Here is a 23,304-nt window from a genome sequence, read left to right on the forward strand (position 1 = left end):
CCAAATATTAGTGTTGCTGATTGCGGTCGTCGACTTAGTCGATGGTACGCTGGATTTCGATAATTTCGAATACTTCGATCATATCGCCAACACGTACATCGTTGTAGTTCTTCACGCCGATACCACATTCCATGCCGTTACGGACTTCGTTAACGTCATCTTTGAAGCGGCGCAGGGATTCCAGCTCGCCTTCATAGATAACCACGTTGTCACGCAGTACGCGGATTGGGTTGTGACGTTTGATGTTACCTTCCGTCACCATACAGCCCGCGATAGCACCAAATTTCGGTGATTTGAACACGTCACGTACGGCAGCCAGACCGATGATCTGCTGTTTGTACTCAGGTGCCAGCATGCCGCTCATCGCTGCTTTCACTTCGTCAATCAGATTATAGATGACGGAGTAGTAACGCAGATCCAGGCTTTCGGAATCAATCACGCGGCGCGCAGATGCATCGGCACGAACGTTGAAGCCCACCAGGATTGCGTTAGACGCTGCTGCCAGTGTGGCGTCGGTTTCAGTAATACCACCCACACCAGAACCGATGATTTTCACTTTCACTTCATCAGTAGACAGCTTCATCAGGGATTCGGAGATAGCTTCAACAGAACCCTGTACGTCAGCTTTCAGCACGATGTTCAGTTCAGACACTTCGCCTTCGGTCATGTTCGCAAACATGTTTTCCAGCTTAGATTTCTGCTGACGAGCCAGCTTAACTTCACGGAATTTGCCCTGACGATACAGTGCTACTTCGCGTGCTTTCTTCTCGTCACGTACGACGGTCGCTTCATCACCCGCTGCCGGCACACCGGACAGGCCAAGGATCTCAACCGGAATAGATGGGCCTGCAGTCAGTACTTCGCGGCCCAATTCGTCACGCATCGCACGGACACGGCCGTATTCGAAGCCACACAGAACGATATCGCCTTTGTTCAGCGTACCTTCACGAACCAGTACAGTTGCAACCGGGCCACGACCTTTATCCAGGAAGGACTCGATAACCACACCGCTTGCCATGCCCTGACGTACTGCACTCAGTTCGAGGACTTCCGCCTGCAGCAGGATAGCATTCAGCAAGTCATCGATACCGGTACCGACTTTAGCTGAAACGCTAACGAACATGTTTTCGCCGCCCCACTCTTCCGGAATGATACCGTATTGAGTCAGTTCAGTTTTAACACGGTCTGGATCAGCTTCAGGCTTATCGCATTTGTTCACCGCAACGACAACCGGCACTTTGGCCGCTTTCGCATGCTGGATCGCTTCGATAGTCTGTGGCATCACGCCATCGTCAGCCGCAACCACCAGGATAACGATATCCGTTGCCTGAGCACCGCGGGCACGCATTGAAGTAAACGCTGCGTGGCCTGGGGTATCCAGGAAGGTGACCATACCGTTGTCAGTTTCAACGTGGTAAGCACCGATATGCTGAGTAATGCCGCCCGCTTCGCCAGAGGCGACTTTGGTGGAGCGAATGTAGTCCAGCAGAGATGTTTTACCGTGGTCAACGTGACCCATGATAGTCACGACCGGAGCACGAGACTCATGCACCGCATCGGTATCACGGTCACTCATTACCGCTTCTTCCAGCTCATTTTCGCGGCGCAGAGTCACTTTGTGACCCATTTCTTCCGCTACCATCTGAGCCGTTTCCTGGTCGATGACCTGGTTGATGGTGGCCATAGCGCCCATTTTCATCATCGCTTTGATGACCTGGGAGCCTTTCACCGCCATCTTGTTAGCCAGTTCCGCTACGGTGACAGTTTCACCGATGATAACGTCACGGTTAACAGCCTGAGCTGGCTTGTTAAAGCCCTGCTGCAGGGTGCTTGGTTTACGTTTGCCGCCTTTGCCGCCACGAACCTGAGCACGCGCTTCTTCACGGTCAGTTTTCGCTTCAGAATGCTTGTTGCCTTTCTTGCGAACAGGGGCTTTAGCTGGACGTGTAGCAGTACGAGTACGACGGTCACCTTCGACCTGTGCGTCATTTTCGTCTTCTGCTGCACGAGCGTGAGTTGAAGTAGTAACGTGGTAATCAGAAGTGTCTTCCACTTCTTTAACCTGCGTCCACTCTTCGCCTTTCTCTTCCGCCATTTTGCGTGCTTCTTCGGCTACGCGCTTCGCTTCTTCTTCGATCTTGCGACGCGCTTCTTCTTCAGCTTTACGCTTCAGTTCTGCCGATTCCGCTTCGCGGCGGGCTTTATCGGACTGAGAAGCCCGGGTTGTTTCGTCGGTATGTTGATTGCTCACTTTATCTTTTTCCGCTGCATCACGTTTGGCTTTATCAGCTGCCTCACGTTTGGCCTGCTCCTCGGCTTCACGCTTCGCTTTGTCTTGAGCTGCGCGCTGGGCTTGTTCTTCAGCCTCGCGACGAGCCAGTTCTTCCGCTTCACGCTCTGCCTGGGCTTCCGCTTCTGCTTGTTCAGCATCAGCCGGATCGCCTTTTACATAAGTGCGTTTTTTGCGGACTTCGATTTGCACCGACTTACTTTTGCCCCCGGTGCCTGGAACATTCAAGGTGCTGCGCGTTTTGCGCTGCAGAGTAAGCTTACCAGATCCACCGCCATGTTCGCGGTTCAGATGGGTCAGCAAAGTCTCTTTTTCATGCTGGGTAACAGAGTCAGTCTCAGACTTTTGGATCCCTGCATCAGCAAATTGCTGTACCAGGCGTTCTACCGGTGTCTGAATCTCTGCGGCCAGGGATTTTACGGTTACATCTGTCGTCATGCTGTTCCTTCCTGCTACAGTTTATTACGCGTCGTCGCCGAACCAACAGATATTTCGTGCAGCCATAATCAGCTCACCAGCCCTTTCATCGTTCAGGCCCTCAATATCTGACAGATCGTCAACACCCTGCTCGGCAAGATCTTCCAGCGTGCATACGCCTTTAGCTGCCAGCTTGAAGGCCATCTCGCGCTCCAGTCCTTCCAGGCTCAGTAAATCTTCTGCCGGTTGGGTGTCGCCGAGGCTCTCTTCCTTGGCCAGTGCCAGGGTGGTTAACGCGTTTTTAGCTCGGTCGCGCAACGCTTCTACTGTCTCTTCATCAAGACCGTCGATTTCCAGCAGCTCGTTAATCGGCACATAAGCCAGCTCTTCCAGAGAAGAGAAGCCTTCTTCGACCAGAGTGGTCGCGAAGTCTTCGTCGATATAGAGATGTTTGGTAAAGACGTCGATGGCAGCATGAGCTTCAGCCTGATGCTTGGCCTGCAGGTCGTCGACCGTCATCACGTTCAGCTCCCAGCCACTTAACTGTGAAGCCAGACGCACGTTTTGGCCATTACGGCCGATCGCCTGGGCCAGATTACCGGCTTCCACAGCGATATCCATGGTGTGATTATCTTCATCCACCACGATAGAGGCGACATCCGCCGGGGCCATTGCGTTGATCACGAACTGCGCAGGATTATCATCCCACAGCACGATATCAATACGCTCGCCACCCAGCTCACTGGATACCGCCTGAACACGCGCACCACGCATACCTACGCAAGCACCGACCGGGTCGATACGTTTGTCGTTGGTTTTCACTGCGATTTTAGCTCGGGAGCCTGGATCGCGCGCAGCGGCTTTAATTTCAAGAACTTCTTCAGCAATTTCCGGCACTTCAATGCGGAACAGTTCGATCAGCATTTCCGGTTTAGAACGGCTGACGAACAGCTGAGCACCACGCGCTTCAGGGCGCACAGCGTACAGTACGCCACGGATACGGTCACCCGGACGGAAGTTCTCACGTGGCAACATATCTTCACGGATAATCACGGCTTCTGCGTTGGTGTTAGAACCATCGTTTGGACGCACTTCCAGTGAGATATTGTCACGATTAACTTTCTTCACCACGCCAGTGATGATTTCGCCTTCCTGCTCGCGGAACTGATCGACAACCATCGCGCGTTCAGCTTCACGAACTTTCTGTACGATAACCTGCTTGGCAGTCTGGGTAGTGATACGGTCAAAGGTAACAGATTCGATCTGATCTTCAACAAAGCCACCCAGGCCCAGTGATTCATCTTCGTAGACGGCGGCTTCCAGCGTGATTTCACGCGTCGGCATCGTCACTTCGTCCACAATCAGCCAACGGCGGAAAGTATCGAAATCGCCACTTTTGCGATCGATGCTGACGCGAACGTCAATTTCCTGCTCGTATTTTTTCTTGGTGGCTGTGGCCAGCGCGCTCTCCAGAGCTTCGAAAATCTTCTCGCGTGGGAGGGACTTCTCATTAGAGACCGCTTCTACAACAGCTAAGATTTCTTTGTTCATCCTGGTATGCCTCAATCCGGACTTTTAAAAGTGGGGAACCAGGTTCGCCTTCTGGATATTACTCAGCGCGAACACTTCGTCGTTACCCTCAACGGCAACAGTGATCATCTCACCCTCGACAGACTTAATGATACCTTGCCATTTGCGACGGTTCTGGACCGCCATACGCAGAACCAGGCTCACTTCTTCGCCAGTAAATCGGACATAATGTTCTGCGGTAAACATTGGTCGGTCAAGACCAGGCGAGGAGACTTCGAGGTTGTAAGCAACGGTAATTGGGTCTTCGACGTCAAATACCGCACTGACCTGGTGGCTCACATCAGCGCAATCATCAACATTGATGCCATCTTCACTATCAATATAGATGCGCAAGGTGGATGTGCGACCGCGTACAAACTCAATACCAACCAGTTCGTAGCCTAGCGCTTCTACCGGTGCTGAGATCAGCTCTGTTAATTTTTGCTCTAACGTGGACAATCCCACCCCCAAGACGTAAAAAAAGGGCCTATAGCCCAGTGATGCTGCTTCCTGATAACAAAAAACCCCGAAATATCGGGGCTTAATGCGACTGGACCCTGTAAACCGCCACTGGCGGCTCGGCACAATCCAAAAGAATTTTTTTCAAAATCAACTGAAATACGTAATGTGGAGTATACAGTTTATTTGAAAAAGAACTCTAAGGGAAAGTGGTTGCGGGGGCCGGATTTGAACCGACGACCTTCGGGTTATGAGCCCGACGAGCTACCAGGCTGCTCCACCCCGCGTCCGAATACTACGCAAAACTTGCAGAAATTGCAAGCAAAACTGAGATTTGGTACCGAGGACGGGACTTGAACCCGTAAGCCCATGCGGGCACTACCACCTCAAGGTAGCGTGTCTACCAATTCCACCACCACGGCACTAAAGAGGCGACTTTTTTATTTATGTCGCGTCGAAACGGTTACTGCAACTTCATTTACTGCTTACTGCGGGATATCGCTGCCCGGTGTTACCGGTTTCGCTGGCTGAGTCTGTTGGGACTGCGTCGGCTGAGTCAGGTTTTCCCACTCGCTTCCTTTCTGGGTTTTGTTGCTGTTGATGTTACCCAGAACCAGACTGATAATGAAGAACAGGGTCGCCAGTACTGCAGTCATACGGGTCATGAAGTTACCAGAACCGTTAGAACCAAACAGTGTACCAGAAGCGCCTGCACCAAATGATGCTCCCATATCAGCGCCTTTACCTTGCTGAAGCATGATCAGACCGACAAGGCCGATTGCCACAATAAGGAAAACTACTAAAAGAGCTTCGTACATAATCAACCTTGTTCCTGGTGCGTTAAACGCACATCAAAAGCTTCAAGCCAGTTAGTCTTAATAAGTAGTTAACGACCTACCTATGAAGCGGGTGTGAATACTAACCAAAGGTGACCGCACGTGCAAGGGCAATTTCATACGCCATAACTGATTGCGGAAAAAAACGACAAAAGGCGGTTTTTTGGAGAAAAAACACACGCTTTAGCCCAAAAAAATCCTATGCACTCTGTAAATTACCTGCCCGGTAAGACTTAAAAAAGATCGTCCCGGGCATCGGGTTAAACTGCTTTTACTGCATCAGCAATGCGGTGCGCCAGCGCAGTCACCTGCGCTTCATCCTCACCTTCCACCATCACCCGGATGAGAGGCTCGGTGCCTGACTTACGTAACAATACGCGTCCACGCCCTTTTAATTCGGCTTCAACCTCAGCAGTCACCGCTTTGACCTGGCTGTCTTCCAGCGGGTCATTGGCACCACTGAAACGCACATTTACCAGAATTTGTGGCAACAGTTTCATTCCACTGCACAGATCGTGCAGGGTCATATGGTTACGCACCATCGCAGTCAACACCTGCAAACCTGCAACAATACCGTCGCCCGTGGTAGTTTTATCCAACAGGATAACGTGACCTGAGTTCTCAGCCCCCAGGCGCCAGCCCTTCTCTTTCAGTTTTTCCAGTACGTAGCGGTCACCCACTTTGGCACGTGCGAACGGAATACCGAGCTGTTTCAGCGCCAGTTCAAGGCCCATGTTGCTCATCAGTGTGCCAACCACGCCGCCGCGCAGTTGCCCCTGGCGCAGCCCTTCCCGGGCAATAAGATAGAGGATCTGATCGCCATCCACTTTGTGGCCAAGGTGGTCAACCATCATGATACGGTCGCCATCACCATCGTAAGCCAGACCAACATCGGCTTTTTCTGCCAGCACACGCTCCTGCAACAGACGGAGATCGGTCGCACCGCACTCTTTGTTGATGTTCATACCGTCCGGCTGCACACCAATCGCGATGACCGTAGCACCCAGTTCACGTAATACGTTTGGCGCGATGTGATAAGTGGCACCATTCGCGCAGTCGACCACAATTTTCAAGCCATTCAGACTCAGCTCGCTCGGGAATGTCCCTTTGCAGAACTCAATATAGCGCCCGGCAGCATCAACGATACGGCTGGCACGTCCCAGTTCTGCAGATTCGACACAGGTAATCGGTTTTTCCATTTCCGCTTCGATCGCTTCTTCCACTTCATCCGGCAGCTTAGTGCCTTCAGTAGAGAAGAATTTGATGCCGTTATCGTCAAAGGGATTGTGTGACGCAGAAATCACAATGCCGGCTTCTGCACGGAAGGTGCGGGTCAGATATGCGATAGCCGGGGTTGGCATCGGACCGGTGAATGCCGCAGACAGACCCGCGGCGGCCAGGCCTGCCTCCAGTGCAGACTCCAGCATATAGCCAGAAATACGCGTGTCTTTACCAATAATGATCTTCTTGGAACCATGACGCGCCAGCACTTTACCTGCAGCAAAGCCCAGCTTCAGCACGAAGTCCGGAGTAATCGGAGACTCACCCACTTTGCCGCGGATGCCATCTGTACCAAAATATTTACGCTCGCTCATACTATTTTTCTTCCCTTGCAGACTGTGTGGCTTCGACGACGCGCATCGCCTCTACGGTTTCTTTCACATCGTGGACGCGCAGAATATGGGCTCCCTGCATGGCGGCAATCACTGCACAAGCGAGACTCCCGGTCAGGCGCTGGGATGGCCCGACATTCAATAGCTGACCAACCATACTCTTGCGTGACATTCCTACCAACAGCGGCAGGCCAAAGTGGTGGTAATCCGCCAGATGCGCCAGCAATTGATAATTGTGGGAGAGATTCTTACCGAAACCGAAACCGGGGTCGAGCAACAGTTGCGATTTTTTGATCCCGGCTGCTTCACAGCGGGAAATATGCTCAACAAAAAAGGCATCCACATCCTGTAAAATGTTCTGATACTGCGGCGCCTGCTGCATCGTTTTCGGCTCACCTTGCATATGCATCAGGCAGACAGGAAGACCGGTTTCCGCTGCTGCTGCTAACGCGCCAGGTTCCTGCAGGGAACGAATATCATTGATGATATGCGCGCCTGCCCGTGCAGATTCGCGGATAACGTCAGGTTTCGAGGTATCGACTGAAATCCAGACCTCGAAACGTTGTGCGATGGCTTCCACGACCGGCATAACCCGGTCCAGCTCCTGTTGAACACTGACCTCTACCGCACCGGGACGCGTGGATTCACCGCCCACATCAATGATGGTTGCACCTGCGTTGATCATCTCATTGGCATGAGTCAGCGCCTGGATTAACTCATTATGCTTGCCGCCATCGGAAAAAGAGTCAGGAGTGACATTTAAAATCCCCATTACGTGAGGATGTGAAAGGTCGAGCACGGAATCTCTGGCGTACAGCTTCATAACAAATTTTCTCCGGTAACAGGGATAAAAAAACCCCGGTCAGCGCCGGGGTTTTGATGATATCAATTTTACAGCACAGCAGATGAAAGCGCTGCGCAGTTTTTACATAGTGCTGGTAGGCGTCGGCGGATCATCAACCGGGCGCGGTGCCTGAGGGCTGCCACCATTTTTATCGGAGTTGTCAGAGCTGGTGCTCTCTTCCCAACCCGCTGGTGGACGCACTTCACGGCGTGCCATCAGATCGCTAACCTGTGGAGCATCAATGGTTTCATACTTCATCAGCGCGTCTTTCATCGCATGAAGGATGTCCATGTTCTCATCCAGAATACGGCGAGCACGGGCGTAGTTAGTATCAATCAGTTTTTTCACTTCCTGATCGATAATACGCGCCGTTTCATCAGACATGTGTTTCGCTTTTGCCACTGAACGACCAAGGAACACTTCACCTTCTTCTTCAGCATACAGCAGCGGACCCAATTTCTCTGAGAAGCCCCACTGAGTCACCATGTTGCGCGCAACGCTGGTGGCCATTTTGATGTCTGAAGAAGCACCGGTAGAGACATAGTCTGGACCATAGATGATTTCTTCAGCCAGACGGCCACCGTAGGCGACGGAAATACGGCTTTCCAACTTCTGACGGTTGGCGCTGATCTCATCACCCTCAGGCAAGAAGAATGCGACGCCCAATGCACGTCCTCGCGGAATAATCGTCACTTTATGCACCGGGTCATAACCGGGTACCAGTGTACCGACAATCGCGTGACCGGCTTCGTGGTAGGCCGTCGACTCTTTCTGCGCTTCGGTCATCACCATGGAGCGACGTTCTGCACCCATCATGATTTTATCTTTGGCTTTTTCGAACTCAACCATCGATACCACACGCTTATTGCCGCGTGCCGCAAACAGAGCCGCTTCGTTGACCAGGTTAGCCAGGTCAGCACCGGAGAAGCCTGGAGTACCACGTGCAATCACAGACGGTTCCATATCAGTCGACAACGGTACACGACGCATATGGACTTTCAGGATCTGCTCACGACCACGAACATCTGGCAGGCCCACCACAACCTGACGGTCGAAACGGCCCGGACGCAGTAATGCCGGGTCCAGCACGTCAGGACGGTTAGTTGCCGCGATCACGATGATGCCTTCATTACCTTCGAAGCCATCCATTTCAACCAGCATCTGGTTCAGGGTTTGCTCACGTTCATCGTGACCACCGCCCAAACCGGCACCACGCTGACGGCCCACTGCATCGATTTCATCGATGAAGATAATGCACGGCGCAGCTTTTTTAGCCTGTTCAAACATGTCACGAACGCGGGATGCACCCACACCAACAAACATTTCAACGAAGTCAGAACCGGAGATGGTAAAGAAAGGCACTTTCGCTTCACCGGCAATCGCTTTTGCCAGCAAGGTTTTACCGGTACCCGGAGGACCGACCATCAGTACGCCTTTCGGAATTTTACCGCCGAGTTTCTGGAAGCGGCTAGGCTCACGCAGGTATTCAACCAGCTCGCTGACTTCTTCTTTTGCTTCGTCACAACCGGCAACGTCCGCAAAGGTGGTCTTGATTTGATCTTCTGTCAGCATGCGGGCCTTGCTCTTGCCGAAGGACATCGCGCCCTTTCCGCCGCCGCCCTGCATCTGACGCATAAAGAAGATCCAGACACCGATAAGTAGCAGCATTGGGAACCAGGAGATGAAGATCGACGCCAGCAGGCTCGGCTCTTCTGGTGGTTCACCCACTACTTTCACATTTTTAGTCAACAGGTTGTCGAGCAACTTAGGATCGTTGACGGGAATGTAGGTCGTATATCGATTACTGTCTTTTTTGGTTACGTTAATCTCACGCCCGTTAATACGTGCCTCGCGGACCTGATCCTGGTTCACTTCCGACAGGAAGGTTGAATAATCAACCCGACGGCCATTCGACTCGCTGGGCCCAAAGCTCTGGAATACAGACATCAGCACGACTGCGATGACTAACCAGAGAATCAGGTTTTTCGCCATGTCACTCAAGGGATTAACCTCATATTACAACGGTGTTAACAGACAGCGTAGGGTACTCTATATCCTTCACACTTGGAATCGCTGAGGTGCTGACAGCCAATCCAGTTATTCTGGTTACAGTTTGCGCCCTGTCGCTACAATGTACACTTCACGCGAACGAGAGCGCGAAGCGTCCGGCTTACGAATTTTTACTTTCGTAAACAGGGAGCGAATTTCCCGGAGGTATTCTTCAAAGCCATCTCCCTGAAACACTTTCACTAAAAAGCTTCCACCAGGTGCCAAAACGTCACGGCACATTTCCAACGCAAGCTCACATAAATACATAGACCGGGGAATATCGACGGCAGGCGTACCCGTCATGTTGGGTGCCATATCTGACATCACAACCTGAACCTTGGTCTCACCTACGCGTTCCAGCAGAGCCTTCAGCACCAATTCATCACGAAAGTCGCCCTGAAGGAAATCGACACCGACGATAGGATCCATCGGCAGAAGATCACAAGCAATAACGTGACCCTTTGCCCCAATCTGGGTGACCACATACTGCGACCAACCACCGGGAGCCGCGCCGAGATCCACCACAGTCATCCCAGGTTTGAACAGTTTGTCGCCTTGCTGTATCTCATCCAGTTTAAACCAGGCGCGCGAGCGCAGCCCTTTTTTCTGTGCCTCAAGCACATATTTATCGCTAAAGTGTTCCTGTAGCCAGCGGCTGGAACTGGCCGAACGCTTTTTACCTGTCATACAATTTCCAACTATGATTCAACGTAAGCGATAAATAAACCGCTCAAATCAGCGCTGCCGATTTGGTGATACACCCGAGATGGCGGTAGAATGACCCGTTTTCAATCCCAATGTAAGTAAAAAATACGATGAATCTGAGTACCAAACAAAAACAGCACCTGAAAGGTCTGGCCCATCCGCTGAAGCCAGTTGTTATGCTGGGCAACAATGGTTTGACCGAAGGGGTGCTGGCCGAGATCGAACAAGCACTGGAGCACCATGAACTTATCAAGGTGAAAATCGCCACAGAAGATCGTGAGACGAAAGCCCTGGTAGTTGAGGCCATCGTGCGCGAAACGCGTGCAGTCAATGTGCAGGTTATCGGCAAGACGCTGGTACTGTACCGTCCAACGAAAGAGCGCAAGATTTCCATTCCGCGTTGATGAGCAGGTCGGTTTTCGGGCCGACTTGTCCATACTAAGCTCAGGACTGGAGAAAGTGCCATGCTCCTGATTCTGATAAAAGGCCGCGTTGCGGCCTTTTTCTTATCTTTACAAAACCTCAGTTATTTTGAGGACTGTAAAATTAAAGATATTCTACTTTTAAGATTTCATATTCCACATCGCCACCTGGGGTTTTGATAATGGCAATATCATCAGCAACCTTGCCCACCAGGCCACGTGCCATTGGTGAGTTCACTGAAATCAGATTCTGCTTAAAGTTCGCTTCATCATCCCCTACGATACGGTAGGTAGACTCTTCGTCAGTGTCCACATTCAGCACGGTCACTGTGGCACCGAAAATCACGCGGCCGTTAGCATTGCCCGCCATTTTGGTGACATCAATCACCTGGGCATTCGACAGCTTAGCTTCAATTTCCTGAATACGGCCTTCGCAGAATCCTTGCTCTTCACGAGCAGCATGATATTCCGCATTTTCTTTTAAATCGCCGTGTTCGCGAGCATCTGCAATTGAGGCAATAATTCTAGGGCGTTTAACGGTTTTCAGCTCTTCCAGCTCTTCGCGCAGTTTTTCCGCGCCCCTTAACGTCATCGGAATCTGGTTCATCTCAATACCTCTTAAAATCTATCCTGTTTAAAGTGTCGTCATCCTGACGGGTGGCATGCAGGAAGGGCGTCCTGCGGCGCTTACTACTGATTTGAAACGAAAGAAGCCTGACCCGGAGCAAGCTCCAGGGCAGGTTCGATTTTGCAATTTGATACGTATTTTACCCCAGAGTTCCCTGGGGGTCATCGTTTACTTTCCACCGCAATGCACCGTAGTATGACAGCATCACCTGTCAGTTACCGCGAGATTATGCGATTTTCACGAATTGTCACCGGCTTTACCTGCGCATTTATGCTGCAAGCGCAGGCTGCGCCCGTCGAAGACTATACCCAATATTTACCCGACGGTGCCAATCTGGCGCTGGTTGTGCAGAAAATTGGCGCCACAACGCCAGCTATCGACTACCACAGCCAACAGATGGCACTGCCCGCCAGCACCATGAAAGTGATCACCGCTCTCGCCGCGTTGTTACAACTCGGCCCGGATTATCGCTTTCATACACAGCTGGAAAGTAAAGGCAGTGTGAGCGGCGATACGCTGCGCGGCGATCTGGTGGCTCGTTTCGGTGGCGATCCCACCCTGACACGTCAGGATTTGCGTAACATGGTCACCGCACTGAGAAAACAAGGTGTGGAACACATTGATGGCAATCTGGTCATTGATACGTCCGTTTTTGCCAGTCACGATAAAGCGCCCGGCTGGCCGTGGAATGACATGACGCAATGCTTCAGTGCCCCGCCCGGCGCTGCCATCGTTGATCGTAACTGCTTCTCGGTATCGCTTTATAGTGCGCCAAACCCGGGTGATAAGGCGTTTATTCGCGTCGCATCTTACTATCCGGTGAATATGTTCAGCGAAGTCCGCACGCTGGCTAAAGGCTCCCCTGATGCGCAGTATTGCGAGCTGGATGTGGTTCCGGGTGAGCTTAATCGCTTTACCCTCACGGGTTGTCTGACCCAGCGTTCTGAGCCATTACCGCTGGCTTTTGCCATCCAAGACGGGGCCAGTTACGCAGGCGCGATCCTGAAAGCTGAGCTGCAGAATGCCGGGATTGACTACACCGGTCACCTGGTCAGGCAGACTCAGGTCACACAGCCCGGTACTGTACTGGCCGAAACGCAGTCAGCACCGCTGCATGATCTGTTAAAAATTATGCTGAAGAAGTCAGACAATATGATCGCTGACACCGTTTTCCGCACCATCGGCCATGAACGCTTTGGCGTGCCGGGTACATGGCGGGCAGGATCGGATGCAGTCCGTCAGATCCTGCGTCAGAAGGCGAATATCGATCTGGGTAACAGCATTCAGGTCGATGGATCCGGGCTGTCGCGTCACGATCTGATCTCTCCGGCAACCATGATGCAGGTACTGCAATATATTGCGCAGAATGATGAGCAATTAAATTATATTTCGATGCTACCCTTAGCGGGTTATGACGGCACATTACGCTATCGCGGCGGTCTGCACGAAGCAGGTGTTGATGGCAAGGTATCGGCAAAAACGGGGTCTTTACAGGGTGTGTATAACCTGGCTGGCTTTATGACGACCGCCAGCGGACAACGTGTTGCCTTTGTGCAGTTCCTGTCAGGATACGCTGTGCCACCGGAAGATCAGCGCCAGCGCCGTATTCCTTTGGTTCGCTTCGAAAGCCGCTTGTACAAAGACGTTTATCAGAATAATTGAGCCAATGAAAATACTGATCGTTGAAGATGATACGCTCCTGCAACAGGGATTAACCCTCGCCCTGACGGGTGAAGGTTATGCTGTGGACTGTGCGGCCAGCGCCGCGCAGGCCATTGCGTATTTGAACAGCGGTCAGTACAGCCTGATTGTTCTGGATCTTGGGTTGCCGGATCGTGATGGTGCCGATCTGCTGCGGCAGTGGCGCAAAGAGCAGGTTGATCTGCCAGTATTGATCCTGACAGCACGCGATGCATTATCTGACCGTGTTGACGGGCTGGATGCCGGAGCAGATGACTATCTGATCAAACCCTTTGCACTGGTTGAGCTGAAAGCCCGCGTCCGTGCGCTGATCCGTCGCTATCAGGGAAGAAGCGATAACCTGTTACAGCATGGCGACCTCGCACTTAACCTCTCTTCGCAACAGGTCGCCGTCGATAATCACCCCATCGAGGTGACACCTAAAGAGTTTTCTCTGTTAACGCGTCTGCTGATGCGCATGGGTCAAACGGTGCACCGGGAAACACTCCTGCAGGATCTCTACAGCTGGCAAGATGATACCGGCTCAAATACCCTTGAAGTCCATATCCATAATCTGCGGCGTAAGCTGGGGAAAGACCGGATTAAAACCGTACGTGGCGTTGGCTATCGCCTGGAAGAACGCGCATGAACAGTATGCGTCGGCGTTTATTGATTATGCTGACGCTCATTCTGTTGAGCTGCCAGTTGATGAGCGCGCTCTGGCTGTGGCATGAAAGCCGCGAACAGATCAGTTTTCTGGTCAATGAGACCCTCTCTGCACACGCTCGTAATGATCAGGTAGAAAATGAAATCCGCGAGGCCATCGCCTCTCTGCTTCTGCCTTCGCTGGTGATGGTCTGCTTTACCCTGCTGCTTTCATTCTGGGCAATCAGCTGGATTATTCGCCCGCTCAGATCGCTTCAACAAAACCTGGTTACCCGCTCTGCTGACAATCTCTCTCCCCTGCCGCTGCATTCAGAAATGGATGAAATTGTGGCGGTCACCGGGGCGTTAAACCAGCTGCTGGGCCGTCTTGATAATACGCTGCAGCAGGAGCGGCTGTTCACCGCTGATGCTGCACACGAGCTGCGTACGCCGCTGGCAGGTCTGCGGTTACACCTTGAGCTGCTGGAGCAGGAAGGGGTAAAACAGGGGCCGATGCTGGTTGAGCGCATCGATCAACTGATGCATGTTATTGAGCAGCTCCTGATGTTGTCACGCGCCGGTCAGGCACTGGCCAGCGGCCATTATCAGACCCTGAGCTGGCATGGTGTCATTGACCCGCTACGCCAGGAAATGGATGAACTACTGGCCCTGCGTCAGCAGCATCTTATTGTTAGCAGCACGACAATACGCACGGTACAGGGCGATGCCATCTTGCTGAGGCTGATGCTGCGTAACCTGCTGGAGAATGCCTCACGTTACAGTCCAGAGGGCAGCACGATTACGTTGCTGGTGGAAGATGAGGAAACCGGAAGCCAGGTCAGTGTCCACGATGAAGGCTCCGGCATTGATGCCAGTATGGTAAACGATGCCATCAAAGCCTTCCGTCGAATGGATCGTCGCTATGGTGGTAGCGGACTTGGCCTGAATATCGTCCAGCGCATTGTGCAAATCCATCGTGGGCACCTCAGTCTGACGAACCGTAGCGATCGCAGTGGCCTCAAAGCCAGCTGCTGGTTACCCCATCAGCTTGACTAAACGTTTCCTGCTACCCGCCTAACATCCTCTGTTATCCCACGGGCGTTATCCCACGGGCATTTAATCAGCAATGCTTACCTTTTATGTGGATTCCTCTGGCCCCCTTTTCACAGGTAATGGCAGCACGGCTCGCGTACAGCACCCACCGTGTAAGGATGTCTTTACGATAATTAAATTAATTTACCTTTATTGACACTCCACAATAATCGACGTAGTTTACTGCACCTGAAAGCAAATGATAATAGTTCTTACTACGTTTATCATTTAAATGAGGATGCCCAATGGAATCGTTAACGTCAGAAAGTACGCTACAGTTTGCCTCACAGGCAGCCGCCAGTGGTTTTTTCTTTATGTCTCCCTGGCGCAGTCTGGCAGCACAGGGCTGCTTTACCACCGTCACCACCCCTGCATTCGGTGGCGAAGCGCTACAGAGCGGATTTCAACACGAAATCCGGCAACGATTCCTTGATGCGAAACGCCAGGGAATTGCTCACCCCGTGCTCGTCGGGGCGATCCCCTTCGATGCCAGCCAGCCTTCTTCCCTGTTTATCCCTGAGTCCAGCCAGTACTTCGATGGCAAGGCGTATCTGCAACAAATGGGCGCGCCAAAGAGTGAGCTTCCTGACGTCATGCGCCGTACTGCTCTGCCGGAGCAGGACGCCTTTATGCAGATGGTCGCCCAGGCCGTTGACGCGACCACAACGAAGCAGTTGGACAAAGTGGTGCTGTCACGCCTGATGGAAATCGTCACTACCGAGAAGATCGATATTGCCAACCTGATGACGCGCCTGATGACGCAGAATCCTGGAAGCTATAACTTCCATGTTGCACTACCGGAAGGGGGTTCATTGCTGGGGGCCAGCCCGGAGTTGCTGATGCGCAAGCATGACAGCCGCTATTACACCCATCCACTGGCCGGATCGGCGCGTCGTGAAAGTGATGCACAGAAAGATCGTCAGGCCGGGCAACAGCTGATGGCATCCACCAAGGATCGCTACGAGCATAAGCTGGTGACCGATGCCATGCGCGATGTGCTGCAACCCCGCAGCGCTTACCTTGCCCTGCCAGCGACCCCGGAGCTGTTGACCACCTCGACGCTCTGGCATCTGGGCACCGCGATTGAAGGTGAAGTGAGCCAGAAAGCCGATACGGCACTGTCACTGGCCTGCCTGCTGCATCCAACGCCGGCGCTGAGCGGCTTCCCGCATACCACTGCCCAGAAACTGATTGCTGAACTGGAACCGTTCAATCGGGGCCTCTTTGGCGGCATTGTCGGCTGGTGCGATGAGCACGGCAACGGTGAATGGGTCGTCACCATCCGCTGCGGCAAAGTGAACGGTAACCGCGTTCGTCTGTTTGCCGGTGCCGGTATCGTTCCGGCCTCCAGCCCGGAATCCGAATGGCGGGAAACCGGCGTCAAACTCAACACCATGCTACGGGCTTTTGGCCTGAACTAAAGAGTGCTGTCATGACCATCCCTTATTCTCGCTGGCCGGACGATCTGGCCACACAGTATCGCGCAAAAGGTTACTGGCTGGATCTGCCGTTAACGGACATTCTGCAACGTCACGCTGGCAGCAGCGCCGTAGCCGTGATTGACGGCACGCGCCGTTATCGCTACCACGATCTGGCACAGCAGTCCGATCGCCTGGCAGCCTCGCTGCAACGCCGTGGTCTGAAGTCAGGTGACACGGCACTGGTACAACTGGGTAACGTTGCAGAATTCTACGTCACCTTTTTTGCCTTGCTGAAAATTGGCGTCGCCCCTGTTAACGCACTATTCAGTCATCAACGCAACGAACTGAGCGCCTACGCGCTGCAAATTCAGCCCGCGCTGTTGATTGCCGACCGCCAGCACAGCCTGTTTAGCAACGATGATTATCTCAATCAACTCCGGCAGGATTTCCCGGCGCTGAAGGCCGTGGCGTTGCACAATGAAAACAACGTTGCGCTTTCACTGTCAGGCCTGATTGATGCAGATGCCGGCGATTTTATAGCCAGCCCCTCTGCTGCCGATGAAGTGGCCTTCTTTCAGCTCTCCGGCGGCAGTACCGGAACCCCGAAACTGATCCCACGTACCCACAATGATTATTACTACAGTATTCGTGGCAGCGTTGAGATCTGTGAGTTCAACGCACAGACTCGTTATCTGAATGCCCTGCCCGCCGCCCATAACTATGCGATGAGCTCACCAGGCTCCCTCGGCGTGTTTTACGCGGGTGGCTGTGTGGTAATGGCGAACGATCCCAGTGCCAACCTCTGCTTCCCGCTGATTGAACAACATCAGGTTAACGTGGCGGCACTGGTGCCACCCGCCGTCAGTCTGTGGTTACAGGCAATTCAGGAATGGGGCAGCAACCGTGCACTGACATCACTGGCACTGTTACAAGTTGGTGGTGCCAAGCTCAGTGAATCACTGGCTTCACGTATCCAGAAAGAAATTGGCTGCCAGCTCCAGCAGGTCTTTGGCATGGCCGAAGGTCTGGTGAACTACACCCGCCTGGACGATGACCAGCAGCATATTCTCACTACGCAGGGCCGTCCGATCTCTGACGACGACGAGGTTTGGGTCGCGGATGAGCAGGGTCAGCCACTGCCCGCGGGAGAAACCGGCCGCCTGATGACGCGCGGCCCTTATACCTTCCGTGGTTACTACAATAGCCCGGAGCACAATGCTGCCAGCTTCGATGATCAGGGTTTCTACTGCTCCGGCGATCTGATCGCCATCGCTGCAGACGGCTACATCACCGTTCAGGGGCGCGAGAAGGATCAGATCAACCGGGGTGGCGAAAAGATCGCAGCGGAAGAGATCGAAAATCTGCTGCTGCGCCATGAAGACGTGATCCATGCTGCGCTGGTGTCCATGGAAGACAACCTGATGGGTGAGAAAAGCTGTGCGTTTATTGTCGCGCGTCGTGCGCTAAAACCGGTGGTCTTACGTCGTCATCTGCGTGAACTGGGCGTGGCGGAATTCAAGCTGCCGGATCGCATTGAATGTGTCGATGAGCTACCGCTCACCCCGGTGGGAAAAGTGGACAAAAAACGCCTGCGCCAGCAGCTGGCCGCTCAGCAGAACGGATAATTTTCAGGAGAGAGTAATGGCTATTCCAACGTTAAATTCTTACGCGCTGCCAACCGCAGCCGAACTGCCAGCCAATAAAGTGACCTGGGCCTTTGAACCGGCGCGTGCCGCGTTACTGATCCACGATATGCAGGAGTATTTCCTCAATTTTTGGGGTGAAGACAGCCCGCTGATTGAACAAGTCGTCGCCAATATTGCCCGGTTACGCGAGTACTGCAAATCCCAGGGGATCCCGGTGTTCTACACCGCACAGCCCAATGAGCAAAGTGCTGAAGATCGTGCTCTGCTAAACGACATGTGGGGACCTGGCCTCAACAAACACCCTGATCAGCAGAAAGTCGTGGCTGCACTGGCACCGGATGAACATGACCAGGTGCTGGTGAAATGGCGTTACAGCGCATTTCATCGCTCACCGCTGGAATCGATCCTGAATGAAACCGGACGCGACCAGCTGATTATCTGTGGCGTATATGCCCACATTGGCTGTCTGACCACCGCGACCGACGCCTTTATGCGTAACATCAAGCCATTTATGGTGGCTGACGCCCTGGCTGACTTCAGCCGCGAAGAACATATGATGTCGCTGACCTATACAGCCGGTCGCAGCGGCCGCGTTGTGATGACGGAAACCCTGCTGCCACTGCCACAAAGCAAAGAGCAGCTACGTGCCGTGGTCCTGCCCCTGCTGGATGAAGACAGCGATGATCTCCTTGATAGCGAAAATCTGGTGGATTACGGACTGGATTCGGTGCGCATGATGGCGCTGGCAGCCCGCTGGCGCCAGGTGCATAGCGATATCGACTTCATCGCCCTGGCAAAAAATCCCAGTATTGATGGCTGGTGGGCACTGCTGTCGAGGGAGCCTGCGTAATGTCATGCCGTTTTGACTTCAGCAATAAACAGGTGTGGATCACCGGGGCGGGCCAGGGGATTGGTTATCATACTGCACTGGCATTTGTTGCTGCGGGTGCCTCTGTGGTGGGGTTTGATAAACAGTTTTCGCAAAACGATTACCCCTTCCAGCGCGCCATTGTCGATATTTCCGATGCCGATCAGGTGAAACGTGTCTGTCAGCGCCTGCTGTCAGATACACCCCGCCTTGATGTGCTGGTGAATGCTGCCGGTATTTTACGTACTGGCAGCACCGAAGAACTCGCGGTGGAGGACTGGCAGGCCTGCATGGCCGTCAACGCCGGGGGGGCATTCAATCTGTTCCAGCAAACACTGCCACTGTTCCGTCAGCAACGTGCCGGCGCGATTGTCACTGTTGCCTCCAATGCGGCACACGCGCCGCGTATCGGTATGTCAGCTTATGGTGCTTCTAAAGCAGCCCTGCGTAGCCTGTGCCTCACTGTCGGGCTGGAAATGGCTCCCTTTGGTGTCCGCTGCAATATCGTTTCACCCGGTTCCACAGACACCGCGATGCAACGGAGCCTGTGGCATAAACCGGAAGACGAACAGCAGATGATCGCCGGCTACCCCGATCAGTACAAACTGGGTATTCCGTTGCAGAAAATTGCCCAACCTCAGGAAATCGCCAACACGGTATTGTTCCTCGCCTCCGACAGCGCCAGCCATATCGTGATGCAGGATATTGTTGTCGATGGCGGAGCCACTCTGGGTGCCTGATATGTGGAAACGACAAAGTAGCCTGACTGAGCTAAATCAGATGGCAGAAGGTACGCTAATTGCCGGGCTGGGTATGGTCTTTACCCGACTGGAGCCTGACTGGCTGGAAGCCACTATGCCCATGGATGCTCGCACACAGCAGCCGTTTGGGCTGCTGCACGGTGGCGCATCAGTGGCGTTGGCGGAATCGCTGGGGTCAATGGCAGGTTGGCTCTGTTCGCAGCCAGGTCAGAATGTGGTAGGTATTGAAGTCAGCGCCAGCCATCTGCGTGCGGTCTATAGCGGAACCGTACGCGGCATCTGCAGGGCGCTTCACAGCGGCAGTATGAACCAGGTCTGGCAGATTGAGATTGTGAATGCACAGGATCAGCTGTGCTGTATTGCACGACTGACAACCGCCATTATCGGCTAAAGCGCAGAGGCGCGGTACCACATCAGAACCGCCGCGATTAGGCACAAAAAAATAGGGCGCCAGTGGCACCCTATTTTTTTAGCGAAGATTAACGCTGATAGACGGTTTCGACACCTTCTTCGTCGTCTTCGTCCCAATCGTCATCCCAGTCATCGTCTTCTTCTTCAACTTCTGGCTGGGTTTCTTCCAGCTGCTGACGATGATAGTCATCCCACATGAATTCCACTTTCTCTGGCTGTTTAGCTTCCAGTTCAGCTTCTTTCGGGTTAGCGATGATGAAGGACATCAGGTCCCAGCACAGTGCGTTAACGCCTGAGCGGTTTGCCGCAGAGATCAGATAGTATTTCTCTGTCCATCCCAGAGCGTCTGCAATGGCTTTAGCACGCGATGCGGCTTCTTCTTCATCCAGCAGGTCCACTTTGTTGAACACCAGCCAGCGTGGCTTCTGGAACAGCTTATCGCTGTATTTCTCCAGCTCAGCCAGGATGATGCGAGCGTTTTCAATCGGATCGCTTTCGTCAATCGGTGCCAGATCGATGGTGTGTAACAGTACACGGCAACGCTCAAGGTGTTTAAGGAAGCGAATACCCAGACCTGCACCATCCGAAGCCCCTTCGATCAGACCCGGGATATCGGCAATAACAAAGCTCTGCTCGCTGTCCATACGAACAACACCGAGGCTTGGCACCAGAGTGGTAAACGGATAATCCGCCACTTTAGGTTTCGCAGCAGAAACAGCGCGAATAAAGGTCGATTTACCTGCGTTAGGCAGACCAAGCATACCCACGTCAGCCAGCAGCATCAGCTCCAGCTGTAAATCACGCTTTTCACCCGGCGTACCCATGGTTTTCTGGCGTGGGGTACGGTTGACGGATGACTTGAAACGGGTGTTACCCAGACCGTGCCAACCGCCTTTAGCGACCATCATCTTCTGCTGATGATGCGTCATATCACCGAGGGTTTCACCGGTTCCCTGGTCAATAATGCGCGTTCCAACCGGTACTTTAACAACGATGTCCACACCGCGTTTACCGGTACAGTCACGGCTCTGGCCGTTCTGCCCACGTTCTGCACGGAAGGACTTTTCAAAGCGGTAGTCGATCAGGGTATTCAGGTTTTCGTCGGCCTGCATATACACATCGCCGCCATCGCCACCATCACCACCGTCCGGACCGCCACGAGGGATATATTTCTCACGACGGAAGCTCACGCAGCCATTACCGCCATCGCCAGCCACTACCAGGATCGTCGCTTCATCAACAAACTTCATTTTACTTCTCCGTCACTCATACGCCCGTGGCCCGATGCAGGTGGCACCGGAACGGGATTGCTCCGCCGTGGCCATAAGCGATGACCAATTGCGGAAAACATGGCGCCTGACACCACAACGATTGCTCCGACAAACCCTAAGGTATTGAGTTGCGGAATGGCAAAAAAGTCGGGCCAGCCAAGCGATAAAAATTCTGAAAACAGCAGGGTAAAAAGTGGCGTTAGCGTCACAATTGCGCTGACCTGAGCCGCCTGCCAGCGTGCGTAGGCTTCCGCCAGTGCGCCGTAACCCACAAGGGTATTCAGCACACAAAAAATCAGGCATCCAAGCTGCCATCTGTCCAGTTGCCACACCAGATCGGTGTGCGCAAAAGGCAATAACGTCACTGCACATAAAGTGTACAGCAAAAACAGGATCTGCTGCGAGCCGAGTCGACGCAACAAAATTTTTTGCGTCACGCCATAGACCACCCACACCAGTGCTGCACTGACGCCCAGAATCACACCCCAGGTGTAATTGGTCAGACGGGTAAAGATTTCCACCAGGCTGGTATTAAAAAACATCACCAACCCGCACAGCAGCATACAGACACCGATAATCTGGCTGCCGCGCATCTTTTCTTTCAGGATAAAGACGCTGGCAAGCATCATACCAGGAGGAGCCAACTGGGCAATCACCTGGGACGCCGTCGGGCTGAGATACTGCAACGAAGAGCCAAACAAGATGAAATTGCCCACCAGTCCGGCGGTAGCGATCATCACCCACACCAGCCAACGCGGGTGCCGGAAGAAATCACGCGGCGGCAGCTGACGTTTCAAGGCCAGAATCGTGCCCAGGCCTAACGCTGCGAGAAAAAAACGATAGAACACCACAGTGAACGGATCCATCACCTGCAGCACCACTTTCATCGCAATGGGTAACGAACCCCAGCTCATAGCGGTAACCAGCGCAAGCGCAATACCCATTCCAGCCTGTTGTTTGATGACTGACATCAGTGTTCCCTGGCAGAATGTAAAAAGCCCCGCAGTCTAGTGCGGGGCTTTTATTTTCGCAGCAGTGAACGGCTTAACAGCCGTTCCGCGGCACGAAAACCTAATTACTCAGCAACAATGCTGATGTATTTACGGTTGTTCGGGCCTTTAACTTCGAATTGGACCTTGCCGTTTGCAGTAGCAAACAGGGTGTGGTCACGACCGCAGCCTACGTTGGTGCCCGCGTGGAATTTGGTGCCACGCTGACGAACGATGATGCTACCAGCCAGTACAGATTCGCCGCCGAAACGTTTTACGCCCAGACGTTTTGCATTGGAGTCACGACCGTTACGGGTCGAACCACCAGCTTTCTTATGTGCCATTTGTCAGGTCTCCTGTTATGCGCTGATGCCAGTGATCTTCACATCAGTGAACCACTGACGGTGACCCTGCTGCTTACGGTAATGCTTACGACGACGGAACTTAACAATCTTGATCTTGTCGCCACGACCGTGAGCTACGATTTCAGCCTTGATCACGCCACCTGAAACTAAAGGTGCGCCGATTTTAACGTCTTCGCCGTTAGCAATCATCAGAACCTGGTCGAATTCAACGACTTCGCCGGTTGCGATGTCCAGCTTTTCCAGGCGAATGGTTTGACCTTCGCTTACTCGGTGTTGTTTACCACCACTTTGGAAAACCGCGTACATATAAACTCCGCTTTCGC

General features: G+C 53.1%; 22 protein-coding genes and 2 tRNA genes. 9 read left to right on the forward strand and 15 right to left on the reverse strand.

The window, feature by feature from the left end:
- Positions 1-34: 34 nt before the first annotated feature.
- The 10 genes from infB to rlmE all read right to left on the reverse strand — a co-directional run bounded on the left by infB (position 35) and on the right by rlmE (position 10,764).
- Positions 35-2,728: a translation initiation factor IF-2 gene (gene infB, locus WH277_RS28120; RefSeq protein WP_133844040.1), complete on the reverse strand. Its 2,694-nt coding sequence runs from the start codon at positions 2,726-2,728 to the stop codon at positions 35-37.
- Between the two features lie 24 nt (positions 2,729-2,752).
- Positions 2,753-4,258, reverse strand: coding sequence for a transcription termination factor NusA (gene nusA, locus WH277_RS28125; protein WP_339507484.1), 1,506 nt, complete (start codon positions 4,256-4,258; stop codon positions 2,753-2,755).
- A gap of 24 nt (positions 4,259-4,282) precedes the next feature.
- Positions 4,283-4,735, reverse strand: coding sequence for a ribosome maturation factor RimP (gene rimP / locus WH277_RS28130; protein ID WP_048914488.1), 453 nt, complete (start codon positions 4,733-4,735; stop codon positions 4,283-4,285).
- Between the two features lie 210 nt (positions 4,736-4,945).
- Positions 4,946-5,022 (reverse strand) — tRNA-Met (locus WH277_RS28135).
- 48 nt (positions 5,023-5,070) lie between these two features.
- A tRNA-Leu gene (locus tag WH277_RS28140) sits at positions 5,071-5,157 on the reverse strand.
- 63 nt (positions 5,158-5,220) lie between these two features.
- Positions 5,221-5,553, reverse strand: coding sequence for a preprotein translocase subunit SecG (gene secG / locus WH277_RS28145; RefSeq protein ID WP_339507485.1), 333 nt, complete (start codon positions 5,551-5,553; stop codon positions 5,221-5,223).
- A 278-nt stretch (positions 5,554-5,831) separates the two neighbouring features.
- A complete protein-coding gene (gene glmM, locus WH277_RS28150) occupies positions 5,832-7,166 on the reverse strand; it encodes a phosphoglucosamine mutase (protein ID WP_133844046.1) in 1,335 nt (444 codons plus the stop codon).
- A gap of 1 nt (position 7,167) precedes the next feature.
- Positions 7,168-8,007 (reverse strand): dihydropteroate synthase, encoded by an 840-nt coding sequence (folP, locus tag WH277_RS28155; protein ID WP_339507486.1) that lies wholly within the window; start codon positions 8,005-8,007, stop codon positions 7,168-7,170.
- A gap of 102 nt (positions 8,008-8,109) precedes the next feature.
- Positions 8,110-10,020: an ATP-dependent zinc metalloprotease FtsH gene (gene ftsH / locus WH277_RS28160; RefSeq protein WP_133844050.1), complete on the reverse strand. Its 1,911-nt coding sequence runs from the start codon at positions 10,018-10,020 to the stop codon at positions 8,110-8,112.
- Between the two features lie 114 nt (positions 10,021-10,134).
- Positions 10,135-10,764 (reverse strand): 23S rRNA (uridine(2552)-2'-O)-methyltransferase RlmE, encoded by a 630-nt coding sequence (rlmE, locus tag WH277_RS28165; RefSeq protein ID WP_133844051.1) that lies wholly within the window; start codon positions 10,762-10,764, stop codon positions 10,135-10,137.
- A 128-nt stretch (positions 10,765-10,892) separates the two neighbouring features.
- Here rlmE and yhbY point away from each other — a divergent pair, with 128 nt between their 5' ends.
- Positions 10,893-11,186, forward strand: coding sequence for a ribosome assembly RNA-binding protein YhbY (yhbY, locus tag WH277_RS28170; protein WP_048914482.1), 294 nt, complete (start codon positions 10,893-10,895; stop codon positions 11,184-11,186).
- A gap of 142 nt (positions 11,187-11,328) precedes the next feature.
- On the opposite strand, the gene greA is transcribed toward yhbY, so the two are convergent.
- On the reverse strand, positions 11,329-11,811 hold the full coding sequence (greA, locus tag WH277_RS28175; RefSeq protein ID WP_133844053.1) for a transcription elongation factor GreA: 483 nt from the start codon (positions 11,809-11,811) through the stop codon (positions 11,329-11,331).
- 249 nt (positions 11,812-12,060) lie between these two features.
- Between greA and dacB the strand changes: the two genes are divergently transcribed.
- The 8 genes from dacB (at position 12,061) to WH277_RS28215 (ending at position 20,336) form a co-directional block, all read left to right on the forward strand.
- Complete coding sequence (gene dacB, locus WH277_RS28180; protein ID WP_133844244.1) at positions 12,061-13,494, forward strand: serine-type D-Ala-D-Ala carboxypeptidase; 1,434 nt, start codon at positions 12,061-12,063, stop codon at positions 13,492-13,494.
- A 4-nt stretch (positions 13,495-13,498) separates the two neighbouring features.
- On the forward strand, positions 13,499-14,161 hold the full coding sequence (pmrA, locus tag WH277_RS28185; RefSeq protein WP_339507487.1) for a two-component system response regulator PmrA: 663 nt from the start codon (positions 13,499-13,501) through the stop codon (positions 14,159-14,161).
- A complete protein-coding gene (pmrB, locus tag WH277_RS28190; protein ID WP_339507488.1) occupies positions 14,158-15,213 on the forward strand; it encodes a two-component system sensor histidine kinase PmrB in 1,056 nt (351 codons plus the stop codon). The genes pmrA and pmrB overlap by 4 nt, the downstream gene beginning before the upstream one ends.
- Positions 15,214-15,494: 281 nt before the next feature.
- On the forward strand, positions 15,495-16,670 hold the full coding sequence (locus WH277_RS28195; protein WP_339507489.1) for an isochorismate synthase: 1,176 nt from the start codon (positions 15,495-15,497) through the stop codon (positions 16,668-16,670).
- Between the two features lie 11 nt (positions 16,671-16,681).
- Positions 16,682-18,295 carry a (2,3-dihydroxybenzoyl)adenylate synthase gene (locus WH277_RS28200; RefSeq protein WP_159337318.1) on the forward strand — a complete coding sequence of 538 codons (1,614 nt, stop codon included), beginning with the start codon at positions 16,682-16,684 and terminating at the stop codon, positions 18,293-18,295.
- 16 nt (positions 18,296-18,311) lie between these two features.
- Entirely contained in the window at positions 18,312-19,166 is an 855-nt protein-coding gene (locus tag WH277_RS28205; protein ID WP_133844063.1) for an isochorismatase family protein, read from the forward strand.
- The gene (gene dhbA / locus WH277_RS28210) at positions 19,166-19,924 is read left to right on the forward strand and encodes a 2,3-dihydro-2,3-dihydroxybenzoate dehydrogenase (protein WP_133844065.1); all 759 of its coding nucleotides are present in this window, start codon (positions 19,166-19,168) and stop codon (positions 19,922-19,924) included. The genes WH277_RS28205 and dhbA overlap by 1 nt, the downstream gene beginning before the upstream one ends.
- 1 nt (position 19,925) lies before the next feature.
- The gene (locus WH277_RS28215; protein ID WP_133844067.1) at positions 19,926-20,336 is read left to right on the forward strand and encodes a hotdog fold thioesterase; all 411 of its coding nucleotides are present in this window, start codon (positions 19,926-19,928) and stop codon (positions 20,334-20,336) included.
- 88 nt (positions 20,337-20,424) lie between these two features.
- Here the strand turns inward: WH277_RS28215 and cgtA are convergent, their stop codons facing one another.
- The 4 genes from cgtA to rplU form a co-directional block, all read right to left on the reverse strand.
- Positions 20,425-21,606 carry an Obg family GTPase CgtA gene (gene cgtA, locus WH277_RS28220; protein WP_133844069.1) on the reverse strand — a complete coding sequence of 394 codons (1,182 nt, stop codon included), beginning with the start codon at positions 21,604-21,606 and terminating at the stop codon, positions 20,425-20,427.
- Positions 21,603-22,589 (reverse strand): DMT family transporter, encoded by a 987-nt coding sequence (locus WH277_RS28225; RefSeq protein WP_133844246.1) that lies wholly within the window; start codon positions 22,587-22,589, stop codon positions 21,603-21,605. The genes cgtA and WH277_RS28225 overlap by 4 nt, the downstream gene beginning before the upstream one ends.
- Before the next feature lie 113 nt (positions 22,590-22,702).
- On the reverse strand, positions 22,703-22,960 hold the full coding sequence (gene rpmA, locus WH277_RS28230; RefSeq protein ID WP_013204035.1) for a 50S ribosomal protein L27: 258 nt from the start codon (positions 22,958-22,960) through the stop codon (positions 22,703-22,705).
- A gap of 15 nt (positions 22,961-22,975) precedes the next feature.
- Positions 22,976-23,287 carry a 50S ribosomal protein L21 gene (rplU, locus tag WH277_RS28235; protein WP_133844071.1) on the reverse strand — a complete coding sequence of 104 codons (312 nt, stop codon included), beginning with the start codon at positions 23,285-23,287 and terminating at the stop codon, positions 22,976-22,978.
- Positions 23,288-23,304: the final 17 nt, after the last annotated feature.

This window comes from Erwinia sp. MYb416, from assembly GCF_037479575.1.
In the GTDB taxonomy this organism is placed as follows: Bacteria; Pseudomonadota; Gammaproteobacteria; order Enterobacterales; family Enterobacteriaceae; genus Erwinia; species Erwinia rhapontici.